The organism is Halomonas halmophila (genome assembly GCF_006540005.1).
Classification (GTDB): domain Bacteria; phylum Pseudomonadota; class Gammaproteobacteria; order Pseudomonadales; family Halomonadaceae; genus Halomonas; species Halomonas halmophila.
Genome location: NZ_BJOC01000028.1, coordinates 1 through 18,861, shown reverse-complemented (window position 1 = coordinate 18,861; position 18,861 = coordinate 1). Strand labels below are relative to the sequence as shown.

The 18,861-nt window shown below is 66.8% G+C and carries 17 protein-coding genes; 4 read left to right on the top strand and 13 right to left on the bottom strand.

Annotated features, from left to right (window positions below):
* Positions 1–31: 31 nt before the first annotated feature.
* From folK to dksA, 7 genes are all read right to left on the bottom strand, one after another.
* Positions 32–538: a 2-amino-4-hydroxy-6-hydroxymethyldihydropteridine diphosphokinase gene (folK, locus tag HHA01_RS10525; protein WP_141320468.1), complete on the bottom strand. Its 507-nt coding sequence runs from the start codon at positions 536–538 to the stop codon at positions 32–34.
* Positions 535–1,935 carry a polynucleotide adenylyltransferase PcnB gene (gene pcnB, locus HHA01_RS10520; RefSeq protein WP_141320465.1) on the bottom strand — a complete coding sequence of 467 codons (1,401 nt, stop codon included), beginning with the start codon at positions 1,933–1,935 and terminating at the stop codon, positions 535–537. The genes folK and pcnB overlap by 4 nt, the downstream gene beginning before the upstream one ends.
* Before the next feature lie 940 nt (positions 1,936–2,875).
* Positions 2,876–4,276: a sigma-54-dependent transcriptional regulator gene (locus HHA01_RS10515; protein ID WP_141320462.1), complete on the bottom strand. Its 1,401-nt coding sequence runs from the start codon at positions 4,274–4,276 to the stop codon at positions 2,876–2,878.
* Complete coding sequence (locus HHA01_RS10510) at positions 4,254–7,214, bottom strand: ATP-binding protein (RefSeq protein ID WP_141320460.1); 2,961 nt, start codon at positions 7,212–7,214, stop codon at positions 4,254–4,256. The genes HHA01_RS10515 and HHA01_RS10510 overlap by 23 nt, the downstream gene beginning before the upstream one ends.
* 15 nt (positions 7,215–7,229) lie before the next feature.
* Positions 7,230–7,409, bottom strand: coding sequence for a hypothetical protein (locus tag HHA01_RS10505; RefSeq protein WP_141320458.1), 180 nt, complete (start codon positions 7,407–7,409; stop codon positions 7,230–7,232).
* 8 nt (positions 7,410–7,417) lie between these two features.
* Entirely contained in the window at positions 7,418–8,314 is an 897-nt protein-coding gene (gluQRS, locus tag HHA01_RS10500) for a tRNA glutamyl-Q(34) synthetase GluQRS (protein WP_141320456.1), read from the bottom strand.
* A gap of 109 nt (positions 8,315–8,423) precedes the next feature.
* The gene (gene dksA, locus HHA01_RS10495; protein WP_141320454.1) at positions 8,424–8,861 is read right to left on the bottom strand and encodes an RNA polymerase-binding protein DksA; all 438 of its coding nucleotides are present in this window, start codon (positions 8,859–8,861) and stop codon (positions 8,424–8,426) included.
* A 379-nt stretch (positions 8,862–9,240) separates the two neighbouring features.
* Between dksA and HHA01_RS10490 the strand changes: the two genes are divergently transcribed.
* Entirely contained in the window at positions 9,241–10,413 is a 1,173-nt protein-coding gene (locus HHA01_RS10490; protein ID WP_141320452.1) for a pyridoxal phosphate-dependent aminotransferase, read from the top strand.
* Complete coding sequence (sfsA, locus tag HHA01_RS10485; RefSeq protein WP_141320450.1) at positions 10,413–11,150, top strand: DNA/RNA nuclease SfsA; 738 nt, start codon at positions 10,413–10,415, stop codon at positions 11,148–11,150. The genes HHA01_RS10490 and sfsA overlap by 1 nt, the downstream gene beginning before the upstream one ends.
* 21 nt (positions 11,151–11,171) lie before the next feature.
* Here sfsA and metW read toward each other — a convergent pair whose 3' ends face one another.
* From metW to HHA01_RS10460, 5 genes are read right to left on the bottom strand one after another with little or no spacing between them, the layout of a single operon-like run.
* Positions 11,172–11,786, bottom strand: a complete 615-nt coding sequence (gene metW / locus HHA01_RS10480) for a methionine biosynthesis protein MetW (protein ID WP_141320448.1) — start codon at positions 11,784–11,786, stop codon at positions 11,172–11,174.
* On the bottom strand, positions 11,786–12,943 hold the full coding sequence (gene metX, locus HHA01_RS10475) for a homoserine O-succinyltransferase MetX (RefSeq protein ID WP_141320446.1): 1,158 nt from the start codon (positions 12,941–12,943) through the stop codon (positions 11,786–11,788). The genes metW and metX overlap by 1 nt, the downstream gene beginning before the upstream one ends.
* A gap of 48 nt (positions 12,944–12,991) precedes the next feature.
* Positions 12,992–13,585 (bottom strand): YggT family protein, encoded by a 594-nt coding sequence (locus HHA01_RS10470; RefSeq protein WP_141320444.1) that lies wholly within the window; start codon positions 13,583–13,585, stop codon positions 12,992–12,994.
* 26 nt (positions 13,586–13,611) lie between these two features.
* Complete coding sequence (gene proC, locus HHA01_RS10465; protein ID WP_141320441.1) at positions 13,612–14,436, bottom strand: pyrroline-5-carboxylate reductase; 825 nt, start codon at positions 14,434–14,436, stop codon at positions 13,612–13,614.
* Positions 14,437–14,491: 55 nt separating this feature from the next.
* Positions 14,492–15,196: a YggS family pyridoxal phosphate-dependent enzyme gene (locus tag HHA01_RS10460; RefSeq protein ID WP_141320439.1), complete on the bottom strand. Its 705-nt coding sequence runs from the start codon at positions 15,194–15,196 to the stop codon at positions 14,492–14,494.
* 54 nt (positions 15,197–15,250) lie between these two features.
* On the opposite strand from HHA01_RS10460, the gene HHA01_RS10455 reads away from it, so the two are divergent.
* Positions 15,251–16,297 carry a type IV pilus twitching motility protein PilT gene (locus HHA01_RS10455; RefSeq protein WP_141320437.1) on the top strand — a complete coding sequence of 349 codons (1,047 nt, stop codon included), beginning with the start codon at positions 15,251–15,253 and terminating at the stop codon, positions 16,295–16,297.
* A 2-nt stretch (positions 16,298–16,299) separates the two neighbouring features.
* Here HHA01_RS10455 and HHA01_RS10450 read toward each other — a convergent pair whose 3' ends face one another.
* A complete protein-coding gene (locus HHA01_RS10450; protein ID WP_141320435.1) occupies positions 16,300–17,430 on the bottom strand; it encodes an anhydro-N-acetylmuramic acid kinase in 1,131 nt (376 codons plus the stop codon).
* Positions 17,431–17,542: 112 nt separating this feature from the next.
* Between HHA01_RS10450 and tyrS the strand changes: the two genes are divergently transcribed.
* On the top strand, positions 17,543–18,742 hold the full coding sequence (tyrS, locus tag HHA01_RS10445; protein ID WP_141320433.1) for a tyrosine--tRNA ligase: 1,200 nt from the start codon (positions 17,543–17,545) through the stop codon (positions 18,740–18,742).
* The last annotated feature ends 119 nt before the right edge of the window (positions 18,743–18,861 follow it).

Genomic DNA, 18,861 nt, shown 5'->3' with positions numbered 1-18,861 from the left:
CAGGGTGTCGATAGGTAACATTGGTGAGGCGTCAGCGGGATTCGGGTAACACTGCAGCGGACATGCGGCGCGGCGGCGTCGCCTCGGGTAACTGCGCCACCAGGGCGGCAATGGTCTGACCGTCGGGCAGCGACAGCGTGGGGGCCGCTTCCAGCAGTGGCACCAGTACGAAGGCCCGCCGCGTCATCTCCGCATGGGGGAGCGTAAGGCGTGGGGCTTCAAGCTGTCGCGTATCGAAGAGCAGCAGGTCGAGGTCCAGGGTGCGGGGGCCCCAGCGGCGCTCGCGCACTCGGCCATGGCGTTGTTCGAGGGCCTGCAGTTGATCGAGCAGGGCCAGCGGCGAGAGCCGGGTCTCCAGCTGGGCAACGGCATTGATGAAGTCCGGCTGATCCGCCGGGCCCACCGGGCACGTGGCATACAGTGAAGAGGCCGTGCGACGACGGGTCAGGGGCAGTCCGTCGAGTTCGTGCAGGGCCCGGGCGACATGTCCTGCCGGGTCATCCAGGTTACTGCCGAGTCCGATCCAGGCGAGGCTCATGAGTCCGACGGCGTGTTCTGGGGCTTGCGCCGACGACGCCGGCGACGCTTGCGTGGCGCGGGAGAGCCGGCCGGATCGGCATCGACCTTGCCGAGCAGGCGGCGCTGTTCGTGCTCATCGGCCTTCTGGAAGGCGCTCCACCAGTCGCCGAGACCCGGTTCGAGCTCGCCGGCGGCCTCGCGCAGCAGCAGGAAGTCGAAGGCGGCACGGAAGCGCGGGTGCTCGCGTGTCTGGAAGGCGCGCTTGCCGCGCCGCTTGGGCAGGCGTTGCTGGAGATCCCAGATGTCCCGCATGGGCAGGCTGAAGCGCTTGGGGATGGCGACATGCTGCAGCTGCCGCGAGACCACGCGCTGCGAGGCGGCCTGCAGGGCCGGGATCGGCGCCATGCCTTCCTGCTCGTGGGCACGCTGGCGAAGCTGGACCGGGCCCCAGAGCAGGGCGGCGAACAGGAAGGCCGGGGTGACCGGCCGGTCCTGTTGCACGCGCTCATCGGTGCTGGCCAGCGCTCTTTCGATCACGGCGTCGGCCCAGGGCAGCTCGTCGAAGGCCTCGTCGGTTTCCGGGAACAGCATGGGGAAGAGGCCGTAGTCACGCAGCAGGTGATAGGTCTCGACGCCGTAGCCGTTCATGAACAGCTTGAGGACTTCGTCGAACAGGCGTGCCGGTGGCACCTGCAACAACAGGGGCGCCAGTTCCTCGAGCGGCGCCTCGGTCTCGACGTCGAGCTGGAAGTCCAGCTTGGCGGCGAAGCGAATGGCGCGCAGCATGCGCACCGGGTCCTCGCGGTAACGGGTCGCCGGATCGCCGATCAGCCGTAGGGTGCGCGATTCGATATCACGCACGCCATCGGCGAAGTCATGGATCGAGAAGTCGGCGATGTTGTAGTAGAGGGCATTGATCGAAAAGTCGCGACGCAGGGCGTCCTCTTCGATATTGCCCCAGACGTTGTCGCGCAGCAGCATGCCGTCATCGGACTGGTGCGCCACGTTCTGGCCGTCATCTTCACTCGGTTTGCCGCGAAAGGTGGTGACCTCGATGACTTCACGGCCGAAGCGGACGTGAACGATGCGGAAGCGCCGGCCGATGAGGCGCGAGTTGCGGAACAGGTCGCGCACCTCTTCCGGCGTGGCGTCGGTTGCCACGTCGAAGTCCTTGGGCTGGCGCCCGAGCAGGGCATCGCGAATGCAGCCGCCGACCAGGAAGGCCTCGAACCCGGCATTGTGCAGGCGATACAGCACCTTGAGCGCCGAGTCACTGAAAAGCTGGCGCGAGACAGGGTGATCTTCGCGGGGAATGATGCGCAGCACTGGGCCTCCGGCCGGCGCATCCTGAGTGCCGAACAGCGACTTGAGGTGCTCGCCCGGGCTCTGCAGAAAGCGGGTAAAACCTTTGATCATGCGGTGTTGTCGACTCGCGGGAGTTCGAAAAGAGGGTCGAAATGAAACCATGAAAGTCGTCGAGTGTAGCGGACACCCGCGGCCTTGCAAAGCATGGTGCATCAGGGAGCGAGGACGTCGCCCTGCATGAGGAGTCCCAGGTGCGTGGCGCGAGGCGGTCGGAGCGCGACGATGGCGGGCAGGGAACGTCTGGGCAGGCGGCCAATAGAAAGGGGAGGCCAGTGGCCTCCCCGGAATGTTGCAGATGGCAGCTCGCGAGCTGCTGTTTTTCTTCGTGATGGCACATCGCCTTGAATACGCACCACAGTCACCAAGGAGTCTCAGGCAAGCATGTTGTTGTCCTTGTGCTGCTCCTGGCAGCGACCGCCTCGTATTCAAAACAATAATCCAACCACGACGGCATGCCTGGCATACCTCCTCCCGATGGCTTGTTGTTGTTACCGGGAGTGCACCTCGGCGACCCTTGTTGTTGTTGGCGGTCGGTGATGGGTGCGTCGCGTCATTTTCCGGTTCTCGAGGATATTGTCGTTGTTGGCCTCGAACAGAGCTCATGCATGCCGTGCTGTTGTTGTTGGTCGGCATGGGGCTCCAGTGTCTCGACCCGGGGACTTGTTGTTGTCGGGTCGGATCCTGTCACCTTGCGAGCCGTTGTTATTGTTGGCGGCCGTGGTGACATCCGGATTGTTTTTCTTGCCTATTTAATTGCAGAGCTCGTGCCAGAATGATGAAAGCTGTTTTTAGACAGTGTCTTATGGTTTTTCATCGATTTGTCATGGGGCTCCGGTAAGGGCTGTGTTACCCGCTCTGCCCCGTGGTGGCGCATGCGCTGTGTGGGAAGGTAACAATCTGGTGCGCGCTACGGGGTGCCGGACAGAGAACGGGAGGCAGGGCTTCTCTCACACTTTGGTTGCAGGCCGGCCGCGCCGGTGGGGCATGCGGGTCAGCCGGTGTGGCGGCGTGGCCCCTTCTTGCGGGGAATGCCCAGTTTCTGGCGCCGCTCCCACAGGCACTTGCGGCTGATGCCCAGCTTGTGGGCCAGCTCGGTTTCGCTCATCTGGTCCTGATGCTCGAGCACGAAGTGCTGGAAGTAATCCTCGAGGGAGAGGTCCTCGGCGTCGTCGCTGGTCGGCGCGGGGTCCGGGCCCTCGTCGAGCGGGGTGACATTGTGGGCCTCGGCACGCGTGGTGGCCGGCGGAAGCGGTCCGCCGAGGCCCAGGTCATCCGGGTGAATGAGGTGGCTCTCGGCGAGGATGACGCCGCGCTCCAGGGCATTTTCCAGCTCGCGGACATTGCCCGGCCAGGGGGCGTCGCGTATCACGCGCCGGGCAGCCCGGGAGAGGCGCAGGCCCTCGCGCTGGTGGCGTCGGCACGCCTTGTCGAGGAGAGTGTCGGCGATCTCGAGGATATCGTCCTCGCGGTCCCGCAGGGGCGGCAGATCGATCTGCATGACGTTGAGCCGGTAATACAGGTCGAGACGGAATTCTCCGGTCCGCGACAGCGCATGCAGGTCGCGGTGCGTGGCGGCGATCAGGCGCACATCGACGTGACGCGTCTCCACCGAGCCGATCTTGCGGATCTCGCCTTCCTGCAGCACGCGCAACAGACGCGCCTGGGCATCCGTCGGCAGCTCGCCGATCTCGTCGAGAAACAGGGTGCCGTTGTCGGCGGCTTCGACCAGGCCGGTGCGGGCACTGTTGGCCCCGGTGAAGGCGCCCTTCTCGTGACCGAAGAGCTCGGACTCGATCAGCGTCTCGGGGATGGCGGCGCAGTTGACGCAGATCAGCGGGGCGGCGGCGCGCCGGCTCTGCTGGTGCAGGGCGCGGGCGACCAGTTCCTTGCCGGTGCCCGACTCGCCCTGGATGAGCACGGTGACATCCGCGGGCGCGGTCTTGCGGATGCGTGTGTAGACGGCCTGCATGGCCGGGCAGCGCCCTATCATGGGTTGCGCCTGGCCGACCGGGTCGGTGACGTCGGGCGGCTCGGTGCGGCGGCTGGCCTGCTGGTGCAGGATGCGCGAGACCGTCTCGAGCAGCTCGTCATGATCGAAGGGCTTGGCCACATAGTCGACGGCGCCGAGCTTGAGCGCCTCGACGGCTGATCGCATGCTGGCATAGCTGGTCATGATCAGCACCGGCACCGGGTCCGCCAGCCGAATGAGGTCGGTCCCCGGCTCGCCGGGCAGGCGCAGGTCGGCGATGACCAGATCCTGGCCCTGGGGCTCGAGCGCACGGGCCTCGTCGATGGAGGCCGCCTCGCTGACATGATGGTCATGCCGCTCCAACAGCCGCCTCAGGGCGCTGCGAATGATGGCTTCGTCTTCAACGATCAGAATCCGGCTCATGGGGGCCTTCGTCACCTTCTCGGTACAGGGGCAGCCACAGGTGGATGCGAGTGCCGCCGGCATGTCCCGCGGGCGGCGACTCGATGTCAATATGCCCATCATGCTCGGCGATGATGCTGTAGACCAGCGGCAGGCCGAGCCCGGTTCCTTCGCCTGCGGGTTTGGTGGTCGTGAAGGGCTCGAAGAGGTGGTCGCGCACCTCCGGGTCGATGCCGCGGCCTTCGTCGGTGATGCTCAGGTGCAGGTAGGCTGCCTGGGGCACGGCCTCGATGATGACCTGGGCACCGGCCTCGCTGGCGTCCCGGGCATTGCCCAGCAGGTTGAGCATCACCTGCTGCAGGCGCTGTGCGTCGCCCATCACGACCTGATCGGCCGCACAGCGATTGATGTAGTGTATATCGTCCCCCGAGCGGGCGAGTCGAATCAAGTGCAGGGCCTCCTCGGTCACCTCCTGCATGCGGGTGGCAGTAAAGCCGGCCCCGGTGACATGCCGGCCGCCATGGGCGAAGCCCACCAGCGAACCGACGATCTGCGAGACACGATCGGTGAGGCCCTGAATCTGGTCGGCGGTTTCGCGCAGTGCCGGGTCCTCGGTGTCGTAGCGCAGGTTCTGGGCCAGCGAGGAAATGCCGGTGATCGGATTGCCGATCTCGTGGGCCACGCCGGTGGCCAACTGGCCGATGGAGGCCAGGCGCGCGGCATGAATCAGCTCGTCCTCGAGCCATTTCATTTCGCTGTGATCCTCGACCAGGATGACATGACCGCCATCCTCGCCCTGTTCGCCCTGCAGGCCGGCGCGGTGCAGGGTCAGGAAGCGTTCGCCGTGTGCCAGGCTGACCGGCTGCTTGTAGAGCCGCTCCTGGGGTGCCGCGAGAATCTGCCCCAGCAGGGTGTTCCAGGGGGCCGGCAGAGTCTCGCGGTGCGCGCCGAGCACGGCCTCGCCGGCGATGCCCGACAGTTCGGCCAGGGCATCATTCCACATCAGCAGTTCACCGTCCTCGCCGAAGGCGCACAGGCCGATGGGCAGGCGGGTGAGCGTCCGCCGATGGTAGCGCCGCAGGCTGTCGAGTTCGCGTGCCAGGCCGGTGAGGCGCGAGCGATAGGCTTCGAGCCGGTTCTCGACGAAGTGGATGTCCTCGCTGGCGACCGGGCCGTCGTGCTGATAGGGCAGGCAGCGGTCGACGATGTCCTGGGCCACCGAAGGGCCCATCAGGCCGGAAAGATTGGCCTGAATACGGTCACGCAGGCGGCGCAGGGCGTAGGGCCGGGCGTCCAGGGGCGACATCTCGAGAGCCGTCAGGGCCCTCTCGACTTCCCGGCCGGCGACATCGGCGCCCAGTACCCCGGCCAGCTGCTGCTTGAACTCGGCACCGTTGGCGGCGGCCAGCGGCAGGCGCATGGGACGCACCACGGCGTCCACGGAGCAGGCCTCGGCGGCGGCACGTTCGCCGGTCGAGGTCTGCGTGGCCAGGGAGACCAGGATGAAGGTCAGGATATTGGCCGCCAGCGCGACCAGGGTGACGCTGTACCAGTCGGGTTCGCCGGCCAGCACATCGAGGCCTGGCGGCAGCAGGACCAGGCCGGGATAGGGCGTCAGCAATGGCACCCACAGGCCCGCCAGCCAGATCACCACGCCCACGCTGAGCCCGCTGACCATGCCCTTGCGGTTGGCACCCGGCCAGTAGAGCAGCGCCAGCATACCCGGCAGGCACTGGGCCACGCCGACGAAGGAAGCCAGGCCCAGGGCGGAGAGGTCGTGATGCACGCCGACCAGTCGATAGAACAGCCAGCCGGCCAGGATGACCGCGGCGATCAAGCCGCGCCGCAGCCAGCGCAGCCAGCGATAGAGGTCGGGCTGAGCGATCGGCGGGTGGGCCACCAGCACCATATGGTTCAGCATCATGCCCGACAGCGCCAGCGAGATGATGATCATGGTCCCGCTGGCGGCGGCCAGGCCGGCGATGAAGGCCAGGCCGTCGACCCACCAGGACGTGGACAGGCCGAAGGCCAGGTAAGCCGCCCCGGCGCCCACTTCGTCGACGCCCAGGCGCTGGCTGGCCCACAGGATCAAGGGAATCGGCAGGGCCATCAGCAGCAGAAACAGCGGCAATGCCCAGCTGGACTGCAGGAGCGTGCGCCGGTCCAGCGTCTCGGCGAAGGCGATGTGGAACATGTGCGGCATCAAAAAGGCCGCTGCGAAGAACAGCAGCAGCAGGGTGCGCCACTGTCCGGGGTCGAGCTGGGCGATGCGTGTCTGGCTGACGTGGCCGGCGCCATCGAGCCAGCTCTGCAGGTCCGCGGGACCGTTGAAGACACCGAACAGGGCCACCCCGCCGAGCGCCAGCATGGCGGCCAGCTTGACCAGCGATTCCAGGGCAATGGCCGCGAGCAGGCCGTCATGGCGGGCATGCTGGTGCGTGTGACGCGCGCCGAACAGCATGGCGAACAAGGCGATCAACAGGCTGAAGCCCAGCGCCAGCAGTGCCGGGGAGGCGCTGCCGCTGAGGCGGTGGATGGCCTGGCCCATGGTCTGTATCTGCAACGCCAGCAAGGGCAGTACGGCCAGCAGGCTGACCACTGTCATCAGGGTGCCGACCCAGCGCGAACGGAAGCGAAAGGCGAACAGATCGGCCAGCGAGGCCAGCTGGTGCGTGCGTGTCATGCGCTGGATGGGGACCAGCAGCACTGGGGCCAGCAGGAAGGCGCCGGCAACGCCGAGGTAATAGGCCAGATAGCCGAAGCCATAGCGGCTGGCGAACTCGAGGCTGCCGTAGACGGCCCAGGCGCTGGCGTAGACGCCCAGGGCCAGGATATAGACCGCCGGATGGCGGACCAGCCGCCTGGGCAGCCAGCCGCGATCGACGGCCGTGGCGCTGAGGAAGAGCAGTGACAGGTAACCGATGCCGAGCATCAGCAGGCCGGGGAGGTTCAGGCTCATGGCAGTCATTACCCCCTAGCGCCGCTCGTCCAGCTTGCGTTTCTGCTCCAGCCACAGCGTCAGGGCGATCAGCCCGGCCCAGATCAGGAAGGGGCGGTACCAGGACGCCTCGGGCGACGCCCAGCCGCTCATCAACAGGGGGGACAGCAGGTAGCCACCAAAGACCAGGAATAGCATGATGCGGTAGACGTACATGTCACTCCCTAAAAGCCGTTGTGCCTGGGTTCACGCCGCTCCGCCGTGGCCTGCAGGGAGCGCGGCGACCAGTGCGCGATGGCCCAGTCGAGCTGGGTGTGCACCGGCTCGCTGGCCAGGGATGCCGGGGGCGCCTGGTCCAGCGCGACCAGCGCGCGATGCAGCAGGGGGCGGGCCGCGTCGGGTGTTTCGGGCAGGGCCGGGGCCAGGTTCTGCTTCGACAGCTTCTGCCCGTTGTCGGCGAGAATCAATGGCAGATGCAGGTAGCGAGGCGTCGGCAGGTCCAGAGCATGCTGCAGTTGACGCTGCCAGGGGGTGTTGTCGAGGAGGTCGGCGCCGCGCACGATGTCGCTGATGCCCTGGTCGGCATCATCCACCACGACCGCCAGCTGGTAGGCCCAGAGGCCGTCCTTGCGCTTGAGCACCACATCGCCCATGGCGGTCGGCGTAAACTGCTGATGACCGAACAGGCGGTCCTGCCAGCTGACCGGGGTCGGGCCGAGGTCGGTACGCAGCCGCCAGGCGAGGGGGCTGTCGGGTTCCCGTGGGCCGTCACGGCACCAGCCCGGATAGATCGAGTGGTCCCGCCACTGCTTGCGCGAACAACTGCAGGGGTAGGCCAGCCCCAGTGCCGCGAGACGCTCGAGCGCCTGCTGGTAGGCCGCATTGCGATCATGCTGCCAGAGCACCGGGCCGTCCCAGTGCAGGCCGAAGGCCTCGAGCTGGCGCTGAATGGTCGCCGCGGCACCGGCCGGGCAACGCGGCGGGTCGATATCCTCGATACGCAGCAGCCACTGTCCCTGTTGATGCCGGGCATCCAGATAGCTGGCCAGGGCCGCGATCAGCGAGCCGAAATGCAAGGGGCCAGAAGGGGTGGGGGCGAAGCGGCCGCGGTAGGCGCGCATGCACGACTCCGGGACGTGGCGGCGAGCCTTGTGCGCGTGTCACCGGCGACAAGGCTTGCAGGAAACCGGGACGCCGGGCAGCGTGCCCGGCGCGACGCATCGGGGCGGCTCAGCCGCCGAGCTGCTTTTCCTTGAGCTCGGCCAGCGTCTTGCAGTCGACGCACAGGGTAGCGGTGGGTCGTGCCTCGAGACGACGGATGCCGATCTCGACACCACAGGCCTCGCAGAAGCCGTAGTCGTCCTCGTCGATCTTGTCGATGGTCTCGTTGATCTTCTTCAGCAGCTTGCGCTCGCGGTCACGGGTGCGCAGCTCCAGGCTGAAGCCTTCCTCCTGCGTCGCCCGGTCGGCCGGGTCCGCGTAGTTGTTGGCCTCTTCCTGCAGGTGGCGCACCGTGCGGTCGACTTCCTCCATCAGCTCCTGCTTCCAGCCCTGAAGGATCTGGCGGAAATGCGCGAGCTGCTTGTCGTTCATGTACTCTTCATCCGCCGCAGGCTCGTACGGGGTGAATTTCCGGGGCGCTTCCATTTTCTGTTCGGCTACTGGCATGGGACTGCCTCGCTACTTGAGTGACTGCTGATCAATACCTGCCATGCTGATGCGGGAACACTGCGTCGAAGCCGTGCGCGGCGCGCTGCCGGCCTGTGCCGGCGTTTCAGAGAGCGCCGCCATGTCGTGCTCTCCCGGTATCGTGCGCCACGCCTGATCCGTCAGGCGGCTCTTCCAGCGCTCCCTAAGGTATCTCACGCCAAAGGGATGCTTGTTTAGCGAAAAATTGGCGGTTTTGCAAGGCCATTGTGTAAAGGACTGTTGTCAGAAGGCCGGCCGATCCGGCGACTGCGTCCTCGAGCCAAACGTCGTAACATGCCGAGCAGTATCCTGACGAGTCCCACAGGGTGGTTTGCGAGACCGACAAGAGGAGAACAGGATGAGCTGGAGCTCGCGGCTGAAGGGCATTGCGCCCTTCCGGGTGATGAATCTGCTGGAAACGGCGCAGGCCCGGGAAGCGGCCGGCCATGACGTGATTCATCTGGAAATCGGCGAGCCGGATTTTCCGACCCCGCCGCCGGTGCTGGAAGCGGGTCAGGCGGCGCTCGCCCATGGGCGAACGCGCTATACGCCGGCCGGCGGACTGCCGGCACTGCGCGAGGCGATTGCGACTCACTATGCCGAGCACTTCGGCGCGTCGGTGGCGCCGGAACGCATCCTGGTCACGCCCGGGGCCTCGGGGGCCTTGCTGCTGGCCAGCCAGTTGCTGGTGGAGTCCGGCGACCGGGTACTGATGGCCGACCCGACCTATCCCTGCAACCGGCACTTCATGTCGCTGGCCGGGGCGGAGGTGGATGCCGTGCCGGTGGACGAGCACAGTGGCTGGCAGCTGGATGCATCGCTCGTTGCCCGCCACTGGCAGCCCCGGACGCGGCTGGCCATGCTGGCCTCGCCCTCCAATCCGACCGGCCATATGCTGGGCCTCGACGCCTTGCGCGAGCTGGCTGGCAGCGTGGCCGAGCGCGGCGGTCACCTGCTGGTGGACGAGATCTACCAGGGCCTGACCTACGATATGCCACCGGTCTCGGCCACCGCGGTGAGTTCGGACGCCTTTGTGGTCAACAGCTTCTCCAAGTACTTCGGCATGACCGGCTGGCGGCTGGGCTGGCTGGTGGCGCCCGAGGATGCCGTCGAGCCTCTGTCGCGGCTGGCGCAGAACATCTTCCTGGCGGCCTCGACACCGGCCCAGTATGCCGCCCTGGCGGCCTTCCGGCCCGACTGCCGGGAGATTCTCGAGGGTCGCCGTCGCGAGCTCGAGACGCGCCGTGATGCCCTGCTGAAGGGGCTGGCCGCCCTGGGGCTGGCGCCGTCGCTGCCGCCCCAGGGGGCGTTCTATCTGTGGCTGGACATCTCGCGCTACAGCCAGGACAGCGAAGCCTTCTGCCTGAGCTTGCTCGAGGAAGAGAACGTGGCCATCACGCCGGGGACGGATTTTGCCGTGCAGGGCGGCGAGCGCCATGTGCGGATCGCCTTCACCACTGACGTGGCGCGGCTGGAAGAGGCCGTGGCGCGCCTCGGGCGCTTTCTACAACGCCGCCAAGGGATGGCGTGATGCGCTATCCGAGTCTGGTGGGGGGTACCCTGCGGCGCCGCTACAAGCGCTTTCTGGCCGATGTACGGCTGGACGATGGCCGCGAGGTGGTGGCGCACTGCCCCAATACCGGCTCGATGCGTGCGGTCAATGTGCCGGGCTGTCGGGCCTGGCTGGCGCCCAGCGACAACCCGCAACGCAAGCTGGCCTGGACCTGGGAGCTGATCGAGCTGCCCGAGCCGGAGGGTGGCGTGGCACTGGCCTCGGTGCATACCGGACGCACCAACCGCATCGTCGCGGAAGCCCTGCAGGCGCAACGCATCGCGGCGCTGGCCGGCGCCGGGAGCTGGCAGGCCGAGGCCCGGGTCGAGGGGAGTCGCCTCGATTTCCGGCGCCCCGGCACCGCGGGTGTCGACACCTTCGTGGAGGTCAAGCAGGTCACGCTGCGCGAGACGGATGGCCACGGCTACTTTCCCGATGCGGTAAGCGAGCGCGGCCGCCGGCACCTGGAGGCCCTGGCGTCGCTGGCGGCCCGTGGGCACCGGGCGGTGCTGCTGTTCTGCGTGGCCCATGAGGGCATCGCCGATGTCGCGCCGGCGGACCACCTGGACCCGGCCTACGCCGAGACCCTGCGCCGGGTCGCCGGTCAGGGCGTCGAGGTGCTGGCGCATGGGGTCAGGGTGGCGCGTGGCGCCGATGCCGTGCCCGAGGATATCAGCCTGGCGGCGGCACTGCCGGTACGCCTGCACGGCGCCTGAACGCCGCCGCGCCGCGGTGGCTCAGGCCGTCGCCCCCTGGCGGCGCCGCCGGGTGACCCGAAAGATGGCGATTTCGCCCAGCAGGTTGGGCCACAGCCGCGATGCCCAGTGGTCGCGATAATCCCCGGCGCCCACGGCGCGATCGACGATGACCAGGTCCTTCTGGCGGCACAGGTGCTCGAAGTCGTTGAAGGTCGAGAGGTGGATGTTGGGGGTGTCGTACCAGGCGTGCGGCAGCGACTTGGACACCGGCATGTAGCCGCGCATGCCGAGATGCACCCGGTGGCGCCAGTAGGCGAAGTTGGGAAAGGTGATGATGCATTCCTCGGCGACGCGCAGCATCTCGTCGAGCATCCGGTCGGGCCGTCGCAGGGCCTGCAGGGCCTGGGTCATGACGACCAGGTCGCAGGCATCATCCTCGAAGTTGGCCAGCCCTTCATCCAGGTTCTGCTCAATGACGTTGACGCCCCGGGCCAGGCAGCGGGTGATGCCCTCGGGGTCGATCTCCAGGCCATAGCCGGTGACGTGCTTGTCGCGGGCCAGGGCATCCAGCAGTTCGCCATCGCCGCACCCCAGGTCGAGAAGGCGGGCTTTCTCGGGCACCCAGTCGTAGATCAGCTTCAGGTCGGTACGCATCACAAACGGCCCTCCAGTCCCTCGTCATCGGCCACGCGATCCATGAAGGCGGCGAATACCGCCTGGTAGCGGGGTTCGGGCAGCAGGAAGGCATCGTGACCATGGGACGATTCGATATTGGCATAGCTGACCGGCTTGCCGGCGCGAATCAGGGCGTCGACCAGTTCCCTGGAGCGCGAGGGCGTGAAGCGCCAGTCGCTGGTGAAGCTGACCACCAGGAAGGGGCAGCGCGCCGGGGCCAGGGCGGCGGCGAGGTCGCCGTCGTGGTTCGCGGCGGGGTCGAAGTAGTCCAGCGCCTTGGTCATCAGCAGGTAGGTATGCGCATCGAAGGACGAGGAAAAGGTGTCGCCCTGATAGCGCAGATAGGACTCTACCTGGAATTCCTCGCCATAGCCGAAGTTCAGGTCCTGGCTGCGCAGGTCGCGGCCGAACTTGTTGCCCATGGCGTCTTCCGACAGATAGGTGATGTGACCGATCATGCGCGCCAGCTTGAGCCCGCGACGCGGCAGGGTGTCATGGTCGGCATAGCGGCCGTCGAAGAAGTCCGGGTCCGAGCGGATGGCCTGGCGTGCGACCTCGTTGAAGGCGATGTTCTGAGCCGACAGCTTGGGAGTCGCGGCGATGACGCCGGCATGAGCGATGCGCTCCGGGTAGCTGAGCGCCCACTGCAGTACCTGCATGCCGCCGAGGCTGCCGCCGATGATGGCGGCGAAGCGCTCGATGCCCAGGCGATCGGCCAGCCGTGCCTGGCTGTGCACCCAGTCGATCACCGTCACCATCGGGAAGTCCGGCCCCCAGGCTTCCCCGGTTGCGGGGTCGAGGCTGGTGGGGCCGGTGCTGCCGTGGCAGCCGCCCAGGTTGTTCAGCGACACCACGAAGAAGCGTTCGGTGTCGATGGACTTGCCGGGGCCGATATGCGCATCCCACCAGCCGGGCTTGCGGTCCTCGCTGCTGTGATAGCCGGCGGCGTGGTGGTGCCCGGACAGGGCGTGACAGATCAGCACGGCGTTGCTGCGCTCGGCGTTGAGCGTGCCGTAGGTCTCGTAGACCAGGTCATAGGCCGGCAGCGTCTTGCCGCAGGCCAGCTCCAGGGGGTCGTCGAAGTGCGCCGTGATAGGCGTCACCAGGCCGACCGACTCACGAGGCATCTCGGTCATCGGGTGTGTCGTTTCCCTTGTTCGCGTTTGTTGGCAGCGTGCCGATCGTCAAAGGCCGACCAGCACACCGACGACGCCGGCGGCGCGGATCAGTGAACCCACCACGATACCATCGATCAGGTTGATGGCGATGAACACCACGATGGGTGACAGATCGATCATGCCCAGCGGCGGAATGATGCGCCGCACCGGCGCCATGATCGGTTCCACCAGCTGCATGATCAGCAGGGCGCCGGGGTGGCTGGCCTGGGGCGCGACCCAGCTGAGGATGATCATGGCGATCAGCGCGAAGAAATAGATCTTCAGGATGGCATTGGCCAGTGCCGCCACGGCGCCGATGGCCAGGCTGTCGATGGGCGCCATGCCGTAGCCGGCGATCTGCAGCACGACGATGATGGCGATCAGCTTGATGACCAGACCACTGGCCAGGGTGGCCAGGTCGAAACGCCCCATGATCGGTCCCAGAAAACTCTGGAAAGGGCGCACGGCCGGCTGGGTGATCTTGACCACCGACTGGCTGATGGGGTTGTAGTAGTCGGCCTGTGATGCCTGCAGCAGAAAGCGCAGCATCAGCAGGAACAGGTAGATGTTGACGATGGTGTTGACCAGCAAGAGGCCGGCGTTTCCCAGTTGACTGCCCATTGGGCTCCTCCGTGGTAGAGCGGGTTTCAGCGCTTGCCGAGTTCGTCGGCCATTTCACTCGCGCGGTCGGCGCAGGCGCGCATGGCCCCTTGCATGATGTCACGCAGGCCGGCGTTTTCCATGTGCTGGATGGCACGTTCGGTGGTGCCGCCCGGTGACATCACGTTGCGCTTGAGTTCGCCGGGCGTCTTGTCGCTGTCCATGGCCATGCTGGCGGCGCCATAGGCGGTCTGCATCGCCAGACGACGCGCCGTGTCGGCGGGCAGGCCGAGTTCGACGCCGGCCTGCTCCATGGCCTCGAACATCAGGAAGAAGTAGGCCGGTGCGCTGCCGGACACGGCGGTTACGGCATCCAGCAGTGATTCGTCGTCGACCCACTCGACCAGCCCCACGGCCTCGAGCAGCTCGGTGGCACTGCGCTTCTGGTCGTCGCTGACACGGGCATTGGCGTACAGGCCGGCCGCGCCGGCGCCCACCAGCGAAGGGGTGTTGGGCATGCAGCGGACCACCGGCAGTTCCCCGCCGAGCCAATGCTCGAGGGTGTCGGCCGGCAGGCCTGCGGCCACGGAGAGAATCAGCGGCTTGCGGGCCTGGATGGCTGCCTGCATGCCGGCGCAGACGTCCTGCATGATCTGCGGCTTGACGGCCAGCACGACCACGTCGGCCTCGGCCACGGCGGCGGCGTTGTCGGTGGCGGTATGGATGCCCAGGCGTTCGCGCAGCGGGGCCAGCACGCTGTCATCCGGCGAGGTGGCGGTAATCGCCTGACGCGCAAAGCCGCTGTCGATCATGCCGCCGATGATGGCGCCGGCCATGTTGCCGGCCCCGATGAAAGTCACTCGAGTTGTCATGCTGGTGTCCTGTGTCTGTCGGTGAGTCGCTCGGCGCCGGGTCGGCGCGGCAATGTCAGCTGTAATGGCGTGTGCCGAAGATGGCGGTACCCAGTCTTACCAGGGTAGCGCCTTCCATCACGGCGGCTTCCATGTCGTTGCTCATGCCCATGGAGAGCGTATCCAGTGGTGCCTCGGGCAGGTGTTCGCGCAAGGCATCGAGCGCCTCGCGCAGCTGCCGGAAAGGACGGCGCTGTGCGTCCGGGTCGTCGTACTGGGCCGGAATGGCCATCAACCCCCGCAGTTGCAGGTTCGGCAGTGACTGTACGCAGGCCGCCAGGGCAGGCAGCTCGTCGAGCGTCACGCCGGACTTGCTGGCCTCGTTGCTGATGTTGACCTGGAGGCAGACGTTCAGTGGCGGCAGCGTCGCGGGCCGCTGTGCATCCAGGCGTCGGGCCAGGCGTTCACGGTCTATGCTGTGTACCCAGGAAAAGTGTTCGGCGACGCTGCGGCTCTTGTTGGTCTGCAGCGGGCCGATGAAGTGCCAGACGATATCGCTCAGGTCGTCGAGTTCGGCCTGCTTGTCCAGGGCTTCCTGGACATAGCTTTCGCCGAACTCGCGCAGCCCCAGGCCCCAGGCCTCGCGAATCATGGCGGCGGGCTTGGTCTTGCTGACGGCCAGCAGCCGCGCCTCGCCCTCGGGGCGCCGAGCGGCCTGCAGGGCGGCAGCGAGGCGGGCGCGGGCGGCGTCCAATGACTCGGAAAGTGCTGGGTCTGTCATGTCGTGTGGCCCGTCATGCAACAGGAACCTCTGGCGAGGGAGCGAGGGAATCGCATGGATATTACCGAATTGCTGGCATCCTCGGCAAAGCACGGCGCCTCGGATCTGCATCTTTCGGCGCAAACGGTGCCGATGGTGCGTGTTGACGGGGCTCTGCAACCTCTGGGGAGTGAGCCCCTCGACGATGCGGATTTGCGCCGGGAGCTGCGCGGCCTGCTCGGCGAGTCGCACTGGGCGACGCTGGAGACCGAGGGGCAGGTCGATCTGGCGCTGGCCATGCCGGACGGGTCCCGTTTCCGCGGCAATGTCTTCGAGCATGGTCGCGGCATCGGGGCCGTGCTGCGCGCCATCCCGGTAGCGGTGCCGAGCCTCGAGGCCCTCGGGCTGGCCGCGGAGCTCGGCCAGCTGGCCCGGCTGAGGCAGGGTCTGGTGCTGGTGACCGGGCCGACCGGCTCGGGCAAGAGCACCACCCTGGCGGCGATCATCGATGCCATCAATGCGACGCGCCCCGAGCACATCCTGACCATCGAGGATCCGGTGGAATTCGTGCATCAGGGCCAGTGCGGTCTGGTCAGTCAGCGCGAGGTCGCGCGGGATACGCAGAGCTTTTCGGCTGCCCTGCGTGGTGCACTGCGCGAGGATCCTGACGTGATCCTGGTCGGTGAAATGCGCGACCTGGAGACCATGCGGCTGGCGCTGACCGCGGCCGAGACCGGCCACCTGGTACTGGGAACCCTGCACACTCTCTCCGCGACCAAGACCATTGATCGTATCATCGATGCCTTCCCGGGGGCAGAACAGCCGATGGTGCGCGCCATGCTGTCGGAATCCCTGCAGGCGGTGGTGTCCCAGGTGCTGATCAAGTGCCGGACGGGCGGCCGCGTGGTCGCTCATGAGCGCATGCTGGCGACACCGGCAGTGCGCAACCTGATTCGTGAGGACAAGGTGGCCCAGCTCTATTCGGTGTTGCAGACCGGGACGGCCCAGGGCATGCAGACCCTCGATACGGCATTGAGCCGCCTGGTGAGTGCGGGCGTGGTCGACCCGGACGAGGCGCAATCGCTGGCGCGTGCTGACCTGCCGGGCGTCGCGGCGCCCTGAGCTCAGGCGGCGTAGATGCCGCCCAGAACGCGTGGCCCGAGGGCGCCGGTAACCGAGGGCAGGTTACCGGGCAGGCCTTCGAGTCGTCGCCAGGCCAGCCAGGCAAAGGCGCCGGCCTCCAGCCAGTCGGGTGGCCAGCCGGCCTCGCTGCTGTCGGTCACGCGGGCATCGGGCAGTTGGCGGGCCAGCCTGGCCATCAGGTCGGGGTTGTGCGCCCCGCCGCCACAGGGCAGGAGCCGAGCAATGGCGGGCGCTTCCAGCTGTAGCCGGGCCATCTCGATGCCCTGGGCGATACTGCTGGAGGTCAACTCGGCGAGCGTGGCCTGAACGTCGGCGGGGTGCTCGTCGCCGGTGAGCCGGGCGTGCAGCCAGTCGAGGTGGAAATACTCGCGGCCGGTGCTGCGCGGCGGCGCCTGGCGAAAGAAGGGATCATCCAGAAGGCGGGCGAGCAGGGCCTTGTCGACTTGGCCCGAGCCGGCCCAGGCGCCCTCGGCATCGAAGTGGCCGCCACGGTGCCGTGCATGCCAGGCATCCATCAGGGCATTGGCGGGGCCGGTATCGAAGCCCAGCGGGGCCCGAGGATCGTGGTCGGGTGGCAGGACCGTGATATTGGCGAAGCCGCCCAGATTGAGAACCACGCGCCACTCGTCGGCAGCGCGGAACAGGGCCTGATGGAAGGCCGGCGCCAGGGGGGCCGCCTGGCCGCCGGCGGCCAGGTCGCGACGCCGGATGTCGGCAACTACCTGGCATCCGGTGAGCTCCGCGAGCAGGCTCGGGTTGTCCAGCTGCAGGGTATAGGCGGAGCCGCCGTCATGCCCCGCCGGCGCGTGTTCCACGGTCTGGCCATGACTGCCGATGGCGGTGATCGCGCAGGCTTCCAGTTGCTGGTCGTCCAGGAGGTGGCGCACGGCCCGGGCCTGCAGGTGGCTAAAGTCATGTTCGGCCCGGGCCAGGTCGGCGAAGCGCGCACTCTCGGCATGGCAGAGCTGCCATAAGCGGTCGCGCAACTCGGCGGGCATGGGCTCGGCGCGGGTCGCCAGCAGTCGTGCCGGGGCCTCCGCACTCAGGTCGACCAGGGCGGCATCGATGCCGTCGAGACTGGTGCCTGACATCAGGCCGATGAACAAGCTCATGGGAACTCCTGCCAATAGGCTCAACCGTTATCGAGCGACATGGTAGCATTGGTGAATCATCATCGCCGATCAAGGTCCCGGGTGGGCCATCTTGCCGAGTGGAGAGGAGAGAATGTCCGATGTCGCCGACGCGCTAGCGTTGCTCAAGCGCGGTACTCACGAAATCCTGCTGGAAGACGAGCTGGTCAAGAAGCTCGAGTCCGGTCGCACCCTGCGCATCAAGGCCGGGTTCGATCCCACGGCACCGGACCTGCACCTGGGGCACAGCGTCCTGCTGACCAAGATGCGTCAGTTCCAGGATCTGGGCCATGAGGTCATCTTCCTGATCGGTGACTTTACCGGTCGCATTGGCGACCCGACCGGCAAGAGCGTGACCCGCAAGCCACTCACGGAAGCAGAGGTGCGCGCCAACGCCGAGACCTACAAGGAACAGGTGTTCAAGGTGCTCGACCCGGCCAAGACCGAGGTGCGCTTCAATGCCGAGTGGTTCTCCTCCATGAGTGCCGCCGACATGATCGAGCTGGCCGCACAGAGCACGGTGGCTCGCATGCTCGAGCGCGATGATTTCGAGAAGCGCTATCGCGGTGGTCAGGCGATCTCCATTCACGAGTTCCTTTATCCGCTCGTGCAGGGCTACGATTCGGTGGCACTGGAAGCCGACATCGAGCTCGGCGGTACCGACCAGAAGTTCAACCTGCTCATGGGCCGTGAAGTGCAGAAGCACTTCGACCAGGAGTCCCAGGTCGTCATCACCATGCCGCTGCTGGAAGGCCTGGACGGCGTTCAGAAGATGTCCAAGTCGCTGGATAACTATGTCGGTGTCGACGAATCGCCCGGGGCCATGTTCAACAAGCTGGTCTCCATGCCCGACAGCCTGATGTGGCGCTACTTCGAGTTGTTGTCGTTGAAGAACAATGACGAGATCGAGGATCTCCGCCAGCGTATCGAGCGCGGTGACAATCCCCGCGATATCAAGATGGAACTGGCGCGTGAGCTGATCGGGCGTTACCACGGCGCAGAAGCGGCGGCCAATGCGCACCGCAGTGCCGGCAACCAGCTGGCGGATGGCGAATTGCCGGAAGACCTGCCGGAAGTGGAAGTCGATTTCGAGGGTAGCGATCAGGCCCCGATCGGTGCCGTCCTCAACCGGGCCGGCCTGGTGAAGAACAGCGCCCAGGCCAAGGACATGCTGGGCAATGGCCGGGTGAAAGTCGACGGAGAGGCAGTCGCCCGTGATCACCTGCTGGATACCGGCAAGAGTTATGTGATCCAGGCCGGCAAAAAACGCTACGCCAGGGTCCTGGTTTCCTGACCGGCGTGGCCAGGCAATGCTGTTGAGAACGCCCGCCTCGTGCGGGCGTTCGTGTCTTGGCTCCCGATCCCCGGTTATCCACAGGAGGTCCGGCGCATGAGGGCTGTGGATTATTCGGC

Excerpts from the sequence above, each read along its gene's own strand:
- HHA01_RS10510 (WP_141320460.1), bottom strand. The coding sequence starts at position 7,214 with ATGAGCCTGAACCTCCCCGGCCTGCTGATGCTCGGCATCGGTTACCTG.
- gluQRS (WP_141320456.1), bottom strand. The coding sequence starts at position 8,314 with ATGCGCGCCTACCGCGGCCGCTTCGCCCCCACCCCTTCTGGCCCCTTG.
- pcnB (WP_141320465.1), bottom strand. The coding sequence starts at position 1,935 with ATGATCAAAGGTTTTACCCGCTTTCTGCAGAGCCCGGGCGAGCACCTC.
- sfsA (WP_141320450.1), top strand. The coding sequence starts at position 10,413 with ATGCGCTATCCGAGTCTGGTGGGGGGTACCCTGCGGCGCCGCTACAAG.
- HHA01_RS10505 (WP_141320458.1), bottom strand. The coding sequence starts at position 7,409 with ATGTACGTCTACCGCATCATGCTATTCCTGGTCTTTGGTGGCTACCTG.
- HHA01_RS10455 (WP_141320437.1), top strand. The coding sequence starts at position 15,251 with ATGGATATTACCGAATTGCTGGCATCCTCGGCAAAGCACGGCGCCTCG.
- dksA (WP_141320454.1), bottom strand. The coding sequence starts at position 8,861 with ATGCCAGTAGCCGAACAGAAAATGGAAGCGCCCCGGAAATTCACCCCG.
- HHA01_RS10460 (WP_141320439.1), bottom strand. The coding sequence starts at position 15,196 with ATGACAGACCCAGCACTTTCCGAGTCATTGGACGCCGCCCGCGCCCGC.
- tyrS (WP_141320433.1), top strand. The coding sequence starts at position 17,543 with ATGTCCGATGTCGCCGACGCGCTAGCGTTGCTCAAGCGCGGTACTCAC.
- proC (WP_141320441.1), bottom strand. The coding sequence starts at position 14,436 with ATGACAACTCGAGTGACTTTCATCGGGGCCGGCAACATGGCCGGCGCC.
- metX (WP_141320446.1), bottom strand. The coding sequence starts at position 12,943 with ATGACCGAGATGCCTCGTGAGTCGGTCGGCCTGGTGACGCCTATCACG.
- folK (WP_141320468.1), bottom strand. The coding sequence starts at position 538 with ATGAGCCTCGCCTGGATCGGACTCGGCAGTAACCTGGATGACCCGGCA.
- HHA01_RS10470 (WP_141320444.1), bottom strand. The coding sequence starts at position 13,585 with ATGGGCAGTCAACTGGGAAACGCCGGCCTCTTGCTGGTCAACACCATC.
- metW (WP_141320448.1), bottom strand. The coding sequence starts at position 11,786 with ATGCGTACCGACCTGAAGCTGATCTACGACTGGGTGCCCGAGAAAGCC.
- HHA01_RS10515 (WP_141320462.1), bottom strand. The coding sequence starts at position 4,276 with ATGAGCCGGATTCTGATCGTTGAAGACGAAGCCATCATTCGCAGCGCC.
- HHA01_RS10490 (WP_141320452.1), top strand. The coding sequence starts at position 9,241 with ATGAGCTGGAGCTCGCGGCTGAAGGGCATTGCGCCCTTCCGGGTGATG.
- HHA01_RS10450 (WP_141320435.1), bottom strand. The coding sequence starts at position 17,430 with ATGAGCTTGTTCATCGGCCTGATGTCAGGCACCAGTCTCGACGGCATC.